Consider the following 15,074-nt stretch of genomic DNA (forward strand, 5'->3'; position numbering starts at 1 on the left):
TGCAAACGACCCGCGAGATTGCTAACTTTCCCAAAAACGTAACGGAGACACCTGCCATGACTTTTTCCGTCGAACTCGAATTTAAGCGATTAAATGCCGCCCGCACAAGGCCCGGGCGTTTTATTTCGGCGAAAATTTAAGCGGTTAAATCAAGGCGGAGACAGCATGGCGACGATTCGTTTGAGCGATGTGCAAAAGGCCTACGGCGACCATCCGCCGGTGATCCGGCGCGTGAATCTGGAGATCGCGCAGCATGAGTTCTGCGTGTTCCTGGGCCCGTCGGGCTGCGGCAAGTCAACCTTACTACGGATGATCGCTGGTCTCGAGGACCTCAGCGAAGGCGAGCTGCATATCGGCGGGCGACTCGTCAACGACGTGCCGGCCGCCGAGCGCGGCGTCGCGATGGTGTTCCAAAGCTACGCGTTGTTTCCGCACATGACCGTGTTCGACAACATGGCGTTCGGATTGAAGCTCGCGAAGCAGCCGAAGGACGTGATCGAGCGCAAGGTGCGTGAAGCCGCGCGGATTCTGCAACTGGACAGCCTGCTCGACCGGCATCCCAAAGCGCTGTCGGGCGGCCAGCGGCAGCGCGTCGCGATCGGCCGCGCGATCGTGCGCGAGCCGGGCGTGTTTCTGTTCGACGAGCCGCTGTCGAATCTCGATGCCGCGCTGCGCGGTCAGACGCGCGTCGAGATCGCGCGTCTGCATCAGAGGTTCGCGAACGCGAGCGTGGTGTACGTCACGCACGATCAGGTCGAAGCGATGACGCTCGCCGATCGCATCGTGCTGCTGCATGCGGGCGCGGATGCCGAGCGCTTCGGCAGCATCGCGCAGAGCGGTGCGCCGCTCGAGCTGTATCACCAGCCAAAGTCGCGCTTCGTCGCGGGCTTTATCGGCTCGCCGCGCATGAACTTCATCGATGCAGCGGTCGAATCGATCGAGCCGGGCCGAGTGACGGTGGCGCTGGCGGCGGGCGCGCAAAACCTCGTCGCGGACGTCGATGGAGAACGGCTGCAACGCGGCCAGCCCGTCACGCTCGGCGTGCGCCCGGAGCATCTGCGGCTCGACGGCGATGAACAGTTCATTCAGTGCGCGACCGTGCTGTCGGAGCGGCTCGGCGAGCACAGCTATATCCACGCGGATCATGCAGGCGGCACGCTGATCGCGAAAGCGCCCGGCGATACGCCGCTCGGCGCGGGCGAACGCATCCGCGTTCACGTGCCGCCCGCTGCTTGCCATCTGTTCGACGAACAGGGGCTCGCGCTGCGGCGTAGCACGTTCGAACCGGAACGCGCGGCCGCCTGACCGAATTCCGCCATAGAGCGGGTTACATCGCCGGCCACGCTGCGTAGCCGGTCAACAGGTAGACAAGGAGACATAGATGATTGCTCTTCGCCTTCGCCGTCTTGCCCAGGTATCGATCGCCGCCGCCGTGGTAGCCGGCGCGCTCGGCAGTGCCGTGGTCGACGCGGCTACGCTGAACGTCAACGTATCGGCGCGCGGTAATCAGCGCTCGACCTGGCAGGACGCATTCGATCAGTTCAAGAAAGCCAATCCCGACATCGACCTGAAAATCACCTACGTGACCGAGGAAGCGTACAAGGTGCAGATGGGCGGCTGGCTCGCGACCGATCCGCCCGATGTCGTGTCGTGGCACGACGGCGAGCGGATGGCCTATTACGCGCAACGTGGTCTGCTCGAAGATCTGAGCTCGGACTGGGCGAAGAACGGCTGGTCGCAGCAGTATGCGTCGGTCAAGGACGCATCGACGTACAAGGGCAAGCAGTATGCGGCGCCGCTCGGCTATGACGCGTACGGCTTCTTCTATCGCAAGGATCTGTTCGAGAAGGCCGGCATCAAGAGCGAGCCGAAAACGTGGGACGAACTGCTCGAAGCCAACAGGAAGTTGAAGGCGATCGGTGTCGCGCCGATCGCGGTGGCCGCACGTGATAGCTGGACGCTGGCCGCGTGGTTCGACTATCTGGATCTGCGCATCAACGGCAACGAGTTCCATCAGAAGCTGATGGCCGGCGAAATTCCGTACACCGATCCGCGCGTGAAGAAGGTCTACACGACGTGGAAGACGCTGCTCGACAACAAAGACTTCATCGACAACGCGCTGTCGTACGACGTCGATTCGATCGGCCCGATCCTGAACAACGGCAAGGCCGCGATGATGCTGATGGGCACGTTCTTCTCGGCGAGCTTCCCGCCGTCCGTCAAGGATCAGATCGGCTTCTTCCGCTTTCCGGTGATCGACGCAAACGTGCCGATGGCAGAAGACGGTCCCGTCAACGTGCTGCTGATCCCGGCGAAGGCAAAGAACAAGGCCGACGCGCGCAAGCTGCTCGCGTTCATGGAGACGCCGAAGATCAACGCGGAACTCGCAAAGGGCTGGGGACAGTTGCCGTCGAACAGCCAGGCCGCTCCGCCTGAAGACGCGATCTCGAAGGTCGGCTTCCAGACGCTCGCGAACACGAAGGGCGGCATCGCGCAGTTCTACGATCGCGACATGCAGAAGGAAATGGCAGACGAAGGCATGAAGGCCATGCAGCAGTTCTACAGCGATCCGTCGCAACTCGACAGCGTGCTCGCTCATCTCGAAGCGACCCGCAAGCGCATCTACCAGAAGTAAGTCCCACGGCGCCGGCCGCGTGAGTGCGGCCGGCTTGCGGGCCCCGCTTCTGGGTCAACTCCGCCTTCGATTTCCGACGAGGCCGTTCCATGTCTCATACCGCAGCGCGCCGCTTGCCCGCGGCGCGGCACCGTCGCGTCTCGACGACGCGCCGTCATCAGCATCGCGCAGCGTTTTTCTTTCTGCTGCCCGGCTGTGCGTTGTTCACGCTGTGCGTGATCTATCCGATCATCAGCAGTATTTCACTGAGCTTCTACAACTGGGACGGCATGACGCCGAAGACCTTCGCGGGTCTTGCCAACTACGTCGAGCTGTTCCGGTCCGATACGTTCTACACGGCGCTGAAGAACAACCTGATCTGGCTTGCGCTGTTTCTGCTCGCGCCGCCTCTCGGTCTGTTGTTCGCGCTGTATCTGAACCAGCATGTGCGCGGCATGCGCGTCGTGAAATCGCTGTTTTTCGCGCCGTTTGTGCTGTCGGGCGTAGTAGTTGGCCTTGTGTTCAGCTGGTTCTACGATCCGACGTTCGGGCTGCTGCGCTTGATCGTCGGTCGCGGCATTCCGGTGCTCGGCGATCCGCACACGGTCACGTTCGGCATCATCTTCGCCGCGCTGTGGCCGCAGGCACCGTTCTGCATGATCCTGTATCTGACCGGACTCACCGGCATCAATCCCGAGGTGGTCGAAGCGGCGCGCATGGAAGGCGCAAAAGGGCTGCGACTGTTGTGGCACGTGATCCTGCCGCAACTGCGGCCCGCCACCTTCATGGCGGTGGTGCTGACCGTGATCGGCGCACTGCGCAGCTTCGATCTGATCGCGGTGATGAGCGGCGGCGGTCCGTTCGACAGTTCGACCGTGCTCGCCTATTTCATGTACGACGAGGCGATCAAGTATTACCGCGAAGGCTATTCCGCCGCGATTGCGGTCGTGCTGTTCGCGATCATGCTCGTCTATATCGTGTTCCATTTGCGCCGCATGCTGCGCGAGGAACGCTGATTCTGTGTACGTCAGGAGTACCAGCTCATGTATCCGCTTCCCGTCGAACGCTGGAAACCGCTGAATCGCACGCTTTACAAGGCTTCGCTGCCGCTTGCGCTGTTTATCTGGCTGCTGCCGATGCTCGCCGTTTTGCTGACCTCGATCCGCTCGACGGACGAGTTGTCGCAGGGCGACTACTGGACATGGCCGAAACACTTCGCGCTGCTGGAGAACTACGGCACCGCGCTCACGCAAACGCCGATGCTGCATTACTTCGCCAATAGCGTGCTGATCACGGTGCCTTCGGTGATCGGCGCGATCGTGCTCGCGTCGATGGCGGGTTTCGCGTTGGCGACGTATCGCTTTCCGGGCAACACGGCCGTGCTGTTGGCGTTCGTCGCCGGCAATTTCGTGCCGATCCAGATCCTGATGATTCCAGTGCGCGACATGGCGCTGAAGTTCGGCCTGTTCAACACCGTGTGGGCGCTGGTGATCTTTCATGTGTCGTTCCAGACCGGCTTTTGCACCTTGTTTCTGCGCAATTTCATCAAGCAGCTGCCGTTCGAGATGATCGAGGCCGCGCGCGTCGAAGGGGCGAGCGAGTGGACGATCTATCTGCGCATCGTGCTGCCTTTGATCCGCCCCGCGCTCGCCGCGCTCGCGATCCTCGTGTTCACGTTCGTGTGGAACGACTACTTCTGGGCGCTGTGTCTGACGCAAGGCGACGACGCCGCGCCGATCACAGTCGGCGTCGCCGCGCTGAAAGGGCAATGGACGACCGCGTGGAACCTGGTCGCGGCGGGCTCGGTGCTGGCCGCATTGCCTTCGGTGCTGATGTTCTTCGGAATGCAAAGGCACTTCGTCGCCGGACTCACGTTCGGCGCAAGCAAGGGCTAACCGGCGCTTGAAACACGATTGAAACGACGGCTCGACGTCACCTCACCACGAGACTTTCACATGCAACTTGGTGTCTGCTACTACCCGGAACAATGGCCGCGCGCGATGTGGGCCGACGACGCACAACGTATGGTCGAACTCGGCATCACGCATGCGCGGATCGCCGAATTCGCGTGGAGCCGCATGGAGCCGCGCGCCGGCGAATACGACTGGCAATGGCTCGACGAAGCCCTCGACACGCTGGCCAAAGCGGGCCTGAAACTCGTGCTCGGCACGCCGACCGCTGCGCCGCCGAAGTGGCTCGTCGACGCGTATCCGGACGTGCTGCCGGTGCGCGCGGACGGCACGCGCTGGAATTTCGGCTCGCGGCGTCACTACGATATTTCGAGCGACACGTACCGGCGCGAATGCGTGCGCATCGTCACCGCGATGGCGCAGCGCTACGGACGGCATCCGTCGATCGTCGCGTGGCAGACCGATAACGAACTCGGCTGCCACGATACGGTGCCGAGCTATTCGCCCACGGCATTGCAGCGCTTTCACGCGTGGCTGCAACGGCGCTATGCAACGATCGGCGCGTTGAACGACGCGTGGGGCAACGTGTTCTGGAGCATGGAGTACCCGTCGTTCGACGCGATCGGTCTGCCGACGCTGACACCTACCGACGCCAATCCGATCCATCTGCTCGATTTCCGCCGCTTCATGTCCGACGAGGTCGCGAGCTTCCATCGCGAACAGATCGACGTGTTGCGTGAGCATGCGCCGAACGCGGATCTGCTGCACAACTTCATGGGCTTTTTCACGACCTTCGATCACTATCGCTTCGCCGCCGACAACGCGATCGACATCGCCGCATGGGATAGCTATCCGATCGCGCGCACCGAATCGATCGCATTGCCGGAGGAGCAGAAGGCGCGCTTCGCGCGTACCGGACATCCCGACGTGTCCGCGTTCGATCACGACCGCTACCGCGGCATTGGCGGCGGGCGCTTCTGGGTGATGGAGCAGCAGGCCGGTCCGGTGAACTGGGCGTCGTGGAATCCGGTGCCGGCGTCGGGCATGGTGCGGCTGTGGGCTTACGAGGCGTTCGCGCATGGCGCGGAGCTGGTGTCGTATTTCCGTTGGCGCCAGTGCCCATATGCGCAGGAGCAGATGCATTCCGGGCTCAACCTGCCGAACAACGAACTGTCGCCGGGCGGTCTCGAGGTGCAACGGGCCGCGCGTGAAATCGCGGGCAGTACGGCGCTGTCGACGCTTGCCGCGCCCGCACGAGCGGCCACCGCGCTGGTATTCGACTACGAGACGCAGTGGATGTTCGAAATTCAGCGACATGGCAACGGCTTCGACTATCAGACGCTCGCGTTCGACTACTACGAGTCGCTGCGCGAACTCGGGCTCGATGTCGACATCGTGTCGAGCCGGGCGGATCTTTCAGGCTACCAGCTAGTCGTGGTGCCGAGTCTCGCGGTGGTCGACGCCGCACTCGTCGAGCAGATCGCGCGTTCGAACGCGCAATGGGTGTTCGGCCCGCGCAGCGGCTCGAAAACCGACGCGTTCGCGATTCCGGGCAATCTCCCGCCCGGCGCATTGCAGCGCGTGCTGCCGATCCAGGTGCTCGAAGTCGAAACACTGCGCTCGACGCTCGCGCCCGCGCTGTCGCTCGACGGCACGACGGGTCACGCGCTGCACTGGCGCGAGCATGTGCGCGCCAATGGCGAGACACGCATTGCCGCGCGCTTCGACGATGCGTGGCCCGCGCTGCTGATGCACGGCAACGTGCGCTACGTGGCCGGCTGGCTGTCGCATGAACTGCATCGCACGGTGTTGCGGCAGGCGGCGCGCGACGCGGGACTCGATACGCAGATGCTCGCCGACGGACTGCGGCTGCGCCGCCGTGGCGGCCTGACCTTCGCATTCAATTTCGGCGCGCAACCGGTGCAGGTGCCGGCGCCGCGCCATGCGACGTTCGTGCTCGGCGAGCCGCGCCTGAATACCTGCGACGTTTGCGTGTGGAAAGACACGTGACGTGGTGCGGATGTCACGTCATGTCGGAGAGTCAACCAGGTTCGACAGCATGACGCAGCGCGGCGTCACATTCGACGTGATCCGCCTGTCGTACTACCCGCCGTGGCAGGGCTCGTTCAGCGACCTGCAGGGCAATGTGAGATCTCGCGACGCGCTACGACAAGGACGTGATCGTCGTCGAGACCGCGTATCCGTGGACGACCAGCGACGGCGATCCGGAACCGGACTCGATGACCAACGTCGGCACTGCGCCGTATCCGCAGACGCCCGCCGGCCAGGCGCAGTCCCTCGGCGCGGTGACCGACATCGTGAAGGCGATCCCCGACCGCCACGGCAAGGGCGTGTTCTGGTGGGAGCCGGAGTGGATTCCGACGCCGAACGTCGGCTGGAAAGTTGGCGCCGGCGATCAGTGGGACAACAACACGCTGTTCGATTTCCACGGCAATGCGTTGTCGTCGCTGGAGGCGTTCCGGCGGCGTTAGCGCATCGCGGGCGACACACCGGCATTACTGTGCCGGCGCTGCCTGCCCCTTGTGCTGGTTCACGCACTCCGACGTGATCGCCATGCTCGCCTGATCGGGCGTCATGTGGGGCGCGTCGGGGCGGTAGATCTTTTCGATGATCGCATTGACGGCCGCGCGGTCGGACGGGTCCTTGTAGTAGCGGGCGGCCTGGTCGAGCGCCTGAGCTTTGGTCTTCTTGTGGGCGCGCCACGACGCGACCTGGCCGGCGATATCGCCGAGCGCGAAACATTGATTGCTGACGGTCTGCGCAACGGCCTGAGTGGCCGGCTGCGCGACGCACAGCGCGACGAGCGCGGATACGACAACGCGTTTCATTACCGGAATCCTGAGATGAGACGGCGGCGGCGGGGAAGCGGCGGTGGTCGCCGCGCCGGGCCGCGCGCGGAAAAATTGTTGCGTAGTGTATCGGGAAGTGGCCTGGGGCGCTTTTTGCCGCGGTGGATCACAACGCCGCAGGCGAACGGGCGTGACGTCGTTGCGTCACAACGGCAGCGGCCGATCTTCGAAAATGCTCTTCATGACCAGCGTCGACGACAGTCGCAGCACGCAGGGCAGCGTCAACAGATAGCGGTCGTAAAGCACCTGGAACGCCTTCAGATCGCGGGTGACGACGTGCAGCATGCAATCCGGATCGCCAAACAGGCGCTCCGCCCGGGTGATCTCCGGGATGTCCGACAGCGCGCGTTCGAAAGACTCGATGTTTTGGCTACTGCCTTCCCGTAACGTCGCGAACACGATTGCCGAGAAGTTCAAACCGATCGTTGCCGGATCGATAACCGCGCGATAGCCGCTGATGACCCGGGCTTTCTCCAAAGCCCGCAGGCGCCGCTGGCACGGCGAAAGACTCAGACCGATCCGCTCACTGAGTTCAGTGACGGTGAGTCGTCCATCTTGCTGCAATTCAGCAAGAATCTTGCGGTCAATTTCGTCCATATGAAAAATTCTAGCGCAGACCGCTTTGTGGGGGCAAGAAAGAGGGAGCACCTTCGACAGCCAAAGCCGTAACATTCCCTCCGTCCAAATATGCTCGTCGGGGAGAAGAAGGCTGTGGAAGTGAGCTTGTTGACGGCCTTTTGGCTCGTGTCTTTTTCGTTGGTGCTGGTACCCGGCGCGGACTGGGCGTACGCGATCTCGGCTGGATTGCGCGAGCGGGCGATTGCGCCCGCCATCGCCGGCATGTTGTCCGGCTATCTGGCGATCACCGTGGTGGTGGCGGCCGGTGTCGGCGCGCTGGTCGCCAAGGCGCCAGCGGTGCTGGCCGTGTTGACGTTCGTGGGGGCGGGCTATCTGCTGTGGGTCGGCGGCAATATTCTTGCTCGCCCCGCGGTGCCGACGGTAGCGGCCCAGCGCGCATCCGGCGCGGCGTTGGACTGGTCCATCCGCGGCTTCGCGGTGAGCGGCCTCAATCCGAAAGCGCTGCTGCTGTTTCTCGCGCTGCTGCCGCAATTCACGCGTGCGACCGACGCGTGGTCGATTCCGGTGCAGATCGGCGCGTTGGGCCTGCTGCACATGGCCAATTGCGCGGTGGTTTATTCGGTCGTCGGACTCGGCTCGAAGGTGGTTTTGCGCACGCGTCCGAGCGTCGCGCGCAGGGTTAGCCAGGTTTCGGGCGCGGCGATGGTTCTGATTGCCGTGCTGCTGTGTGTCGAGCAGCTCCTCGCGTTCAAATAGGCGCGAGATTCCATGCGTTCAGCCAAATAAAAAGCCGCCCTGCGAATCGCAGGGCGGCTTCTGGGTCACCACTCGTTCGAACCGTTAACGGTCCGCTAGCGGACACATTTCATTGCACGCTCAATGGCCGAACGATTGCGTCTTCGACGCACCCGCTTCCGACGTATGCGGGCGTGCCGCCTGCTTGATCAGCAGCGCGACGCACGACAGCACACCCGCGGCCGCGATCGTCGTGAAGATGCCGCCGAACGAGAAGTGGCGGCGCGTCAGCTCGGCCACGAGGAACGAGCCCGCGATGCCGCCGAAGCGGCCGACGCCGAGCATCCACGCGACGCCCGTGCCGCGGCCCGCGGTCGGGTAGAACGCGGCGGCGAGCGCCGGCATCGACGATTGCGCGGTGTTCATCAGCACGCCGGCGATGAACACGATCAGCACGAGCGCGCCGACGTTGCCGGCCGCCTGACCGATGAAGTACACGCTAATGGCGGTCAGCGCATAGCAGACCGCGATGACGCGGTTCGCGTTGAAGCGGTCCATCAGCACGCCGGCCAGCACCGCGCCGACGCCGCCGAGCGGGAACAGCGCGGAGATCAGCGTCGCGCGTTGCGGCGTGAGGCCGGCGTCCTTCAGCAGGATCGGCATCCAGTTGATCGACGCGTAGAAGATCACGAGGCCCATGAAGTACGCGAGCCACAGCATCACCGAGCCGACGATGTACGAGCGCGACAGCACGACGCCGAGACCCTTGCCGCCGGTTTGCGGCGCGGTTTCGGTCATCGTGAAGCCGACGGCCTGCACCGCGTCGCCGGAAATGCGAGCAAGCGCCGCGCGAATCCGGTCGGCCGGCTTGTTGTTCGCGACCATGTAGCGGACCGACTCCGGCATCTTGGCGAGTAGCAGCGCCAACAGGAGCAGCGGCGTGACGCCGCCGAGGATCAGCACGCTGCGCCAGCCCAGATGCGGAATCATCCACGCGGCGAGGAAACCGCCGAACGCGGCGCCGAGCGGGAAGCCGCAGAACATCAGGTTGATCACGGTGGCGCGGCGGTTGTCCGGACAGTATTCGCCCATCATCGTGACCGCGTTTGGCATCGCGGCGCCGAGGCCGACGCCGGTGATGAAGCGCAGCACGGTCAGCTGGTCGATGCTGGTCGAGAACGCCGACGCGAGACAGGCAAGGCCGAACAGCAGCACCGAGCCGACCAGCATCGAGCGACGCCCGAGGCGGTCGGATAGCGGGCCCGAGCCGAGCGCGCCGCACGCGAGGCCGAACAGCGCGGCGCTCAGCACCGGCGCGAGCGCGGGCTTCTCGATGCCCCATTCGGTGACCAGCGAAGGCGCGATGAAGCCGATCGCAGCAGTGTCAAAACCGTCCAGCAGGACGATGATGAAGCACATGAAAAAGATCAGCCACTGGAACGGCGAAAACGGATGCTCGTTAATGAAGGTTTGAACGTTCACAGCGGGGCTGCGGTTCATGATGGTCTCCTGACAGCGAAAGGCCCGACACGACGAGCGATTCTTCTCAAACTGTACGCCGTCTGGCAACGGCGCACGCTGCCTGCAGTGGCCGAATTGGCCATGCATCGGCAATGAATCATACCCGGACGGATCGGCTTGACGGAATCGCGCCGGGCGAGGAATGTTGTTCGTATACAGAACGGTGATTCTCTACGCGAACGCGCGCCACTGTAAGGAATGAAATCAATCCGGTCAACGGGGGAATACCCGAGTTTTCGCGCTGTCGATGCGTGGCAGGGCGGTGCGCTGCAAACGCGCCGGAGAAAGGGCCAGGCGCGCCAAGCTCAGCGCGCCGAAACAAGCGGCAAACGGCTTCGAGACACCCGCCGGTCAGCTCGTCACCGCGGGATGAGCCACCGTCCGCTCGATTCGTCCCAGCCGCACGACGGTCACACCGGGGCGCAACTGCCGCAGCGACGGCATCACGAGCATGCAGTTGTCGTAGGGGGTGCGCACCTCTTCGCCGTTGGACCAGCCGATCACGGCGCCTGCCTTGGCGAAAACCTCGAGGCCGGTGTACGCCGCCGCGAAGCTGAAGTCCATGCTGGTCGCGACGACCGGCTGTGTCACGCGCACGATGCTCTGCTCGGGCGGCAACGGCGCGAGCCACCCCGGCGGCAGATCCGTCTCGTCCATCACGCCGGCCAGCAACAGGAAACGCGCGGTCGCGTCGCGTGCGACCGCCACCGCACTGCGCTCCCAATGCTGGCCGCATTCGATCAGCAACGCGTTCTTCGGGCTCGCGGCATCGCCGAACCCTTCGTAGTCGCGCATGCGGCGGCCTTCGGGATGCCCTTCGTCGCAGATCACCGTGGCGGGCGTACCGAGCCGCACCGCGAGGTCGATGCCTTTTTGCAGCGGTCCCGCGACGATCAGCGGCTTGCACCGCTCGTGCATCGAATGCAGGTCGAGCAGCGCGTCGACCGTGTCGATCACCGGGCGCATCGCACGCGCGCGCTTAAGTTCGCTCGACGTGCGCGATCTGTCGTCGAGCACCGCCGCCGTCCACACGCGGTTCAAGTCCTGATCGACGAAGCGCGCGGCGTCGGGATTCGCGGGATCGAAACGCCGGTACGCGGCGACGTTCGCGAACGACAGCGTGAGCTGCCCGCGTCGCGGCCGCAGCGCGCGGCGCAGCAACTCATCGACGACGATCGCGCCGCACACTTCGTTGCCATGTGTAAGCGCGTTGATCATCACGTGCGGCCCGGGCACGCCCGAATCGAACGTGTGAACGTATGCGATGCCCGACGACGACTGCTCGTGCTGCGCAATATCGGGGAATTCGACTTCGATCGGATAGGCTTCTCGGCTCATAGCGGCGTCCCGGGTGAATGGCATGGGTAATCTTTCCGTAAGACGTCGCTATGTTCGGCGCCTTGCGCAAAAGACAGTAAATGTTCTTCCGATATGTGCTCACCGTATCCCGCGACATCGACAAAATCGTGAACAGATATCAATGAGGTGTGGATACGATGCGCATTTTCAGCGTGTGCGTTCGCGCATCGCCCAATACCGGTTGCCGAGAAAGCCCGCGATCCCGTAGACGGGAATGCCGCACAGTTGCGCGAGGTAGGGCGCGTGCCGTCTTTGCTTCATATCACGCGAGTTTCGCAGCAATCGCCTTGCCGACTTCGCTCGTGCTTGCGTTGCCGCCGAGATCGCCGGTGTGCGGACCCTCGATCAGCGTCGCCTCGATCGCTGTCAGGATCGCGTCGTGCGCCTCGCGTTCCTTGCCGCTCGAATGACCGAGGAAGTCGAGCATCATCGCGGCCGACCAGATCATCGCGATCGGATTCGCGATGTGCTTGCCGGCGATGTCGGGTGCCGACCCGTGCACCGGCTCGAACAGCGACGGAAACTTGCGGTCCGGATTCAGGTTGCCCGATGGCGCGAGGCCGATCGTACCCGTGCACGCGGGGCCGAGATCGGACAGGATGTCGCCGAACAGATTGGTCGCGACGACCACGTCGAAACGGTCCGGGTTCAGCACGAAGCGCGCGCACAGGATGTCGATGTGCTGCTTGTCCCACGTGACGTCCGGATACTGCGCGGCGATGCCGGCCGCGCATTTGTCCCACCACGGCATGCTGATCGCGATGCCGTTGCTCTTCGTCGCGACGGTGATTTTCTTGCGCGCGCGGCGCTGCGCGAGATCGAACGCGAACTTCAGCACGCGCTCGCTGCCGTGCCGTGTGAACACCGACTCCTGCAGCACGAACTCGCGCTCGGTGCCTTCGAACATCACGCCGCCCACCGACGAATACTCGCCCTCGGTATTCTCGCGCACGATCCAGAAGTCGATGTCGCCGGCCTTGCGTCCCGCGAGCGGCGACGGCACGCCTGCAAATAGGCGCGCCGGACGCAGATTCACGTACTGGTCGAACTCTCGGCGAAACTTCAGCAGTGACCCCCACAGCGAGATGTGATCGGGCACGGTGTCGGGCCAACCGACCGCGCCGAACAGGATCGCATCGGCCGATTGAAGTTGCGCTTTCCAGTCGTCCGGCATCATCTTGCCGTGCTTCGCGTAGTAGTCGCAGCTCGCCCACTCGATGTGCTGATACTCGAGTTCGATACCGAAGCGTTGCGTTGCGACCTCGAGTACGCGCAGCGCTTCGGGCATCACCTCGACGCCGATGCCGTCGCCGGGGATGACGGCAATCCGGTATTTGTTCGACATGCTGGGCTCCTCCTTGGGGAATGGATTGGGGATTCGGTGACGGATATTTTATTCGTGGCGCGTTCGTTCGTGCGGTTTGTCGTTCCGGCGGAGGCGGGGATGGATGTGCATATTGATCCGATGACTTGAGAATCTGCGCGACGAGGAAGGCGCGGCACGCATCTCATGCGAGGCTGAAGGAGGGGTTTTTTGGGATGTGTCTTGTTGCACAATCGGGCCTCCTTCATTGGCTGTGAGGTACGATGACTTCACTTTCCCTCGGTTCTTTCCATGAGGTCCGTGAAAGGCGGCACGGACATTTCTTCTCGATCAGTCTTTACAGATCGTTCAACCTTCACCTCGAATCTAACTGGTTGTTTGACGTTGACCGGTGGTTCCATTTTGCATTGCCGGCGAGCGTACCCCGCGAGTCGCACGATGACATCGTGCAGGGCATGGAGGAAGCGCGCGCAGCGTGGCTGCGATATAGCCCATCCATGCTGCTGTCGCACCAGTCGTACGAGTTGCGCGATATGCTCGGCCGGAGTCACAACCGCTTTCATATGTACAGGATGAAAGACGATGAGGTTGCCAAAGCCCTGTACAACGAGGTGAAGGGCGGTAGTCTGATCTTTGTCCCTGAGCGGGACGAGATGCGAAAGTGCGTGCAGGCGATACGGGAGCAGCGGGAGATGGCGTCCCGGGCGGGCCCCGTGCGCGAGCAGCAATCGAGCGACGTGGACATGCTAAGGTCGATCTACGGGAACCGCCCGCGCGTGCCGCAGAATCTTGGCAACGCAAAGCCGTTTGAGTACACACCGGACGCGTTAAGCGACGATGTGCAGACCATTGCGGCGCGCGGCGTCAGTGAGGCCCACGAGGCTGAATGTTATGCACTCTATGATCGGGACATCGAGCAATGCAATGTCGCGCGGGCGATATATCAGGATCCGCGCACATACGCCCTATGCACCCAGCGCGCTTTTTTCAATTATCAAAGCTGTCGAGGATACTGAGATGTCGAAGCCCCCACGCGCAACTATCATTTTCTACGACGAACAAACACAGCAATTGAAAATGTGTACGGTATTCAGGAGAGAAGTGCAGACCGTCATTGACCGTGAAATAGCCAGAAGCGGCGGTATGACCATTCCGCCCGGAGCAGAGGAGTATGGGACGGAGCCAATCGGGGATGAAGACGCCCGTAAGCTTGGTGCGATGGCAATACTCATGCAGGCAGGGGTACATGTAGAACTTCGTGAGCGACTCCAAATCACGACCGCAGAGCCAATCAATTGGGATAAGCAGAAGCCATCTGCAGACTAGTGCTACCAACGCAAACGCAAATCAGAACGATCCGATGCACAATGCGGCGCCGGTCCGTATGTTGATCGGCCAGTTGCTTCGATGACTGGCTGTTCTAGCTAGTGCTATGGCCATTGCCGCCTCCTTTGAGGCGGATTTTTTGGGATGGTGTCTTGTTGCACAATTGGGCCTTCTTCATTGGCTGTGAGGCACGATGACTTCACTTGCCCTCACTTGGACTGAACAAGGATCAGACTCGCCGCCTTCGTTGCGATATCCAGAACGACGATCTTGAGTAACACGGCATGATGGAGCGCGCCCTATACTTGTTTGGAGACAAATCGGAATGATCGATACGAAAGAGCAGGTAGCTCGTCACCTTTCCACTTTGATCGGGCTTGACGTTAGCGGAGTGGCGCATGCGGCTGACATGCTCACGCTACAGTTCGGACCGCTTCGGGAAGTAAAGACCAATAGAGGCACCATCAAGCATCTGGGCGATTGGGCGCTACATATTCAGTGTGACTGGCGCATCGAGCAAGGAAGCGCGATCGTTGCGTCTTACTCGGACTTTGCAGCATCTGAAGAGAGTACGAGAATAACAACACAACGAATTCGCGATCTCCTTGTGACTCAAGGCCCAACGGCTGTTTTGGATATCGAGGCGGGCGAAGGCGGTAATGCCGTCATTTGGCAGGCGGGAGGTATGCGTCTAGTAATTCTTGCGGATGCAATACCTGACGATGAGGACTGGCGCCTATTCTCCTCGAATCCCGATGCGAAGCACTTTGTGATCGAAGGCGGCAAGGTCGATCCCGGGTCCTTGTATTGACTGTGCACCAAAAAGCAATACCATC

Annotated in this window: 14 protein-coding genes and 1 pseudogene; 10 read left to right on the forward strand and 5 right to left on the reverse strand. The window is 62.5% G+C overall.

Annotation, left to right across the window (positions count from 1 at the left end):
- Positions 1-165: 165 nt before the first annotated feature.
- The 6 genes and pseudogenes from AB3X96_RS07805 to AB3X96_RS07830 form a co-directional block, all read left to right on the forward strand.
- Positions 166-1,305, forward strand: a complete 1,140-nt coding sequence (locus AB3X96_RS07805; RefSeq protein WP_368589241.1) for an ABC transporter ATP-binding protein — start codon at positions 166-168, stop codon at positions 1,303-1,305.
- A 76-nt stretch (positions 1,306-1,381) separates the two neighbouring features.
- Positions 1,382-2,635 (forward strand): ABC transporter substrate-binding protein, encoded by a 1,254-nt coding sequence (locus tag AB3X96_RS07810; RefSeq protein WP_368589242.1) that lies wholly within the window; start codon positions 1,382-1,384, stop codon positions 2,633-2,635.
- A gap of 89 nt (positions 2,636-2,724) precedes the next feature.
- Entirely contained in the window at positions 2,725-3,630 is a 906-nt protein-coding gene (locus AB3X96_RS07815; protein WP_368589243.1) for a carbohydrate ABC transporter permease, read from the forward strand.
- A gap of 27 nt (positions 3,631-3,657) precedes the next feature.
- Complete coding sequence (locus AB3X96_RS07820) at positions 3,658-4,509, forward strand: carbohydrate ABC transporter permease (protein WP_176107607.1); 852 nt, start codon at positions 3,658-3,660, stop codon at positions 4,507-4,509.
- A 60-nt stretch (positions 4,510-4,569) separates the two neighbouring features.
- Positions 4,570-6,534 carry a beta-galactosidase gene (locus tag AB3X96_RS07825; protein WP_368589244.1) on the forward strand — a complete coding sequence of 655 codons (1,965 nt, stop codon included), beginning with the start codon at positions 4,570-4,572 and terminating at the stop codon, positions 6,532-6,534.
- A gap of 40 nt (positions 6,535-6,574) precedes the next feature.
- Positions 6,575-7,016: pseudogene (locus tag AB3X96_RS07830) on the forward strand (glycosyl hydrolase 53 family protein); the annotation flags it as partial.
- Positions 7,017-7,040: 24 nt separating this feature from the next.
- Here the strand turns inward: AB3X96_RS07830 and AB3X96_RS07835 are convergent.
- Together AB3X96_RS07835 and AB3X96_RS07840 are read right to left on the reverse strand one after the other, a co-directional pair.
- Positions 7,041-7,373 carry a hypothetical protein gene (locus tag AB3X96_RS07835; RefSeq protein WP_176120664.1) on the reverse strand — a complete coding sequence of 111 codons (333 nt, stop codon included), beginning with the start codon at positions 7,371-7,373 and terminating at the stop codon, positions 7,041-7,043.
- A 165-nt stretch (positions 7,374-7,538) separates the two neighbouring features.
- Entirely contained in the window at positions 7,539-7,991 is a 453-nt protein-coding gene (locus tag AB3X96_RS07840; RefSeq protein WP_368589245.1) for an Lrp/AsnC family transcriptional regulator, read from the reverse strand.
- A 90-nt stretch (positions 7,992-8,081) separates the two neighbouring features.
- Between AB3X96_RS07840 and AB3X96_RS07845 the strand changes: the two genes are divergently transcribed.
- Positions 8,082-8,729 carry a LysE family translocator gene (locus AB3X96_RS07845; protein WP_368589246.1) on the forward strand — a complete coding sequence of 216 codons (648 nt, stop codon included), beginning with the start codon at positions 8,082-8,084 and terminating at the stop codon, positions 8,727-8,729.
- 120 nt (positions 8,730-8,849) lie between these two features.
- Here AB3X96_RS07845 and AB3X96_RS07850 read toward each other — a convergent pair whose 3' ends face one another.
- The 3 genes from AB3X96_RS07850 to AB3X96_RS07860 all read right to left on the reverse strand — a co-directional run bounded on the left by AB3X96_RS07850 (position 8,850) and on the right by AB3X96_RS07860 (position 12,933).
- On the reverse strand, positions 8,850-10,208 hold the full coding sequence (locus AB3X96_RS07850; protein WP_368589247.1) for an MFS transporter: 1,359 nt from the start codon (positions 10,206-10,208) through the stop codon (positions 8,850-8,852).
- Positions 10,209-10,580: 372 nt separating this feature from the next.
- Positions 10,581-11,567, reverse strand: coding sequence for a M14 family metallopeptidase (locus AB3X96_RS07855; protein WP_368589248.1), 987 nt, complete (start codon positions 11,565-11,567; stop codon positions 10,581-10,583).
- Positions 11,568-11,850: 283 nt separating this feature from the next.
- Positions 11,851-12,933 carry a tartrate dehydrogenase gene (locus AB3X96_RS07860; protein WP_368589249.1) on the reverse strand — a complete coding sequence of 361 codons (1,083 nt, stop codon included), beginning with the start codon at positions 12,931-12,933 and terminating at the stop codon, positions 11,851-11,853.
- Between the two features lie 242 nt (positions 12,934-13,175).
- Between AB3X96_RS07860 and AB3X96_RS07865 the strand changes: the two genes are divergently transcribed.
- The 3 genes from AB3X96_RS07865 (at position 13,176) to AB3X96_RS07875 (ending at position 15,049) form a co-directional block, all read left to right on the forward strand.
- The gene (locus AB3X96_RS07865; protein WP_368589250.1) at positions 13,176-13,928 is read left to right on the forward strand and encodes a hypothetical protein; all 753 of its coding nucleotides are present in this window, start codon (positions 13,176-13,178) and stop codon (positions 13,926-13,928) included.
- Between the two features lies 1 nt (position 13,929).
- Complete coding sequence (locus AB3X96_RS07870; protein ID WP_368589251.1) at positions 13,930-14,238, forward strand: hypothetical protein; 309 nt, start codon at positions 13,930-13,932, stop codon at positions 14,236-14,238.
- Between the two features lie 325 nt (positions 14,239-14,563).
- Entirely contained in the window at positions 14,564-15,049 is a 486-nt protein-coding gene (locus AB3X96_RS07875; RefSeq protein WP_176379608.1) for a hypothetical protein, read from the forward strand.
- Positions 15,050-15,074: the final 25 nt, after the last annotated feature.

Origin of the sequence: Paraburkholderia sp. BR13439 (assembly GCF_040948805.1) — a bacterium.
Taxonomy (GTDB): Bacteria; Pseudomonadota; Gammaproteobacteria; order Burkholderiales; family Burkholderiaceae; genus Paraburkholderia; species Paraburkholderia youngii.

Bases quoted from the DNA above. Each gene is read 5' to 3' on its own strand.
- AB3X96_RS07805 (WP_368589241.1), top strand. From the start codon at position 166: ATGGCGACGATTCGTTTGAGCGATGTGCAAAAGGCCTACGGCGACCAT.
- AB3X96_RS07810 (WP_368589242.1), top strand. From the start codon at position 1,382: ATGATTGCTCTTCGCCTTCGCCGTCTTGCCCAGGTATCGATCGCCGCC.
- AB3X96_RS07815 (WP_368589243.1), top strand. From the start codon at position 2,725: ATGTCTCATACCGCAGCGCGCCGCTTGCCCGCGGCGCGGCACCGTCGC.
- AB3X96_RS07820 (WP_176107607.1), top strand. From the start codon at position 3,658: ATGTATCCGCTTCCCGTCGAACGCTGGAAACCGCTGAATCGCACGCTT.
- AB3X96_RS07825 (WP_368589244.1), top strand. From the start codon at position 4,570: ATGCAACTTGGTGTCTGCTACTACCCGGAACAATGGCCGCGCGCGATG.
- AB3X96_RS07835 (WP_176120664.1), bottom strand. From the start codon at position 7,373: ATGAAACGCGTTGTCGTATCCGCGCTCGTCGCGCTGTGCGTCGCGCAG.
- AB3X96_RS07840 (WP_368589245.1), bottom strand. From the start codon at position 7,991: ATGGACGAAATTGACCGCAAGATTCTTGCTGAATTGCAGCAAGATGGA.
- AB3X96_RS07845 (WP_368589246.1), top strand. From the start codon at position 8,082: ATGCTCGTCGGGGAGAAGAAGGCTGTGGAAGTGAGCTTGTTGACGGCC.
- AB3X96_RS07850 (WP_368589247.1), bottom strand. From the start codon at position 10,208: ATGAACCGCAGCCCCGCTGTGAACGTTCAAACCTTCATTAACGAGCAT.
- AB3X96_RS07855 (WP_368589248.1), bottom strand. From the start codon at position 11,567: ATGAGCCGAGAAGCCTATCCGATCGAAGTCGAATTCCCCGATATTGCG.
- AB3X96_RS07860 (WP_368589249.1), bottom strand. From the start codon at position 12,933: ATGTCGAACAAATACCGGATTGCCGTCATCCCCGGCGACGGCATCGGC.
- AB3X96_RS07865 (WP_368589250.1), top strand. From the start codon at position 13,176: ATGACTTCACTTTCCCTCGGTTCTTTCCATGAGGTCCGTGAAAGGCGG.
- AB3X96_RS07870 (WP_368589251.1), top strand. From the start codon at position 13,930: ATGTCGAAGCCCCCACGCGCAACTATCATTTTCTACGACGAACAAACA.
- AB3X96_RS07875 (WP_176379608.1), top strand. From the start codon at position 14,564: ATGATCGATACGAAAGAGCAGGTAGCTCGTCACCTTTCCACTTTGATC.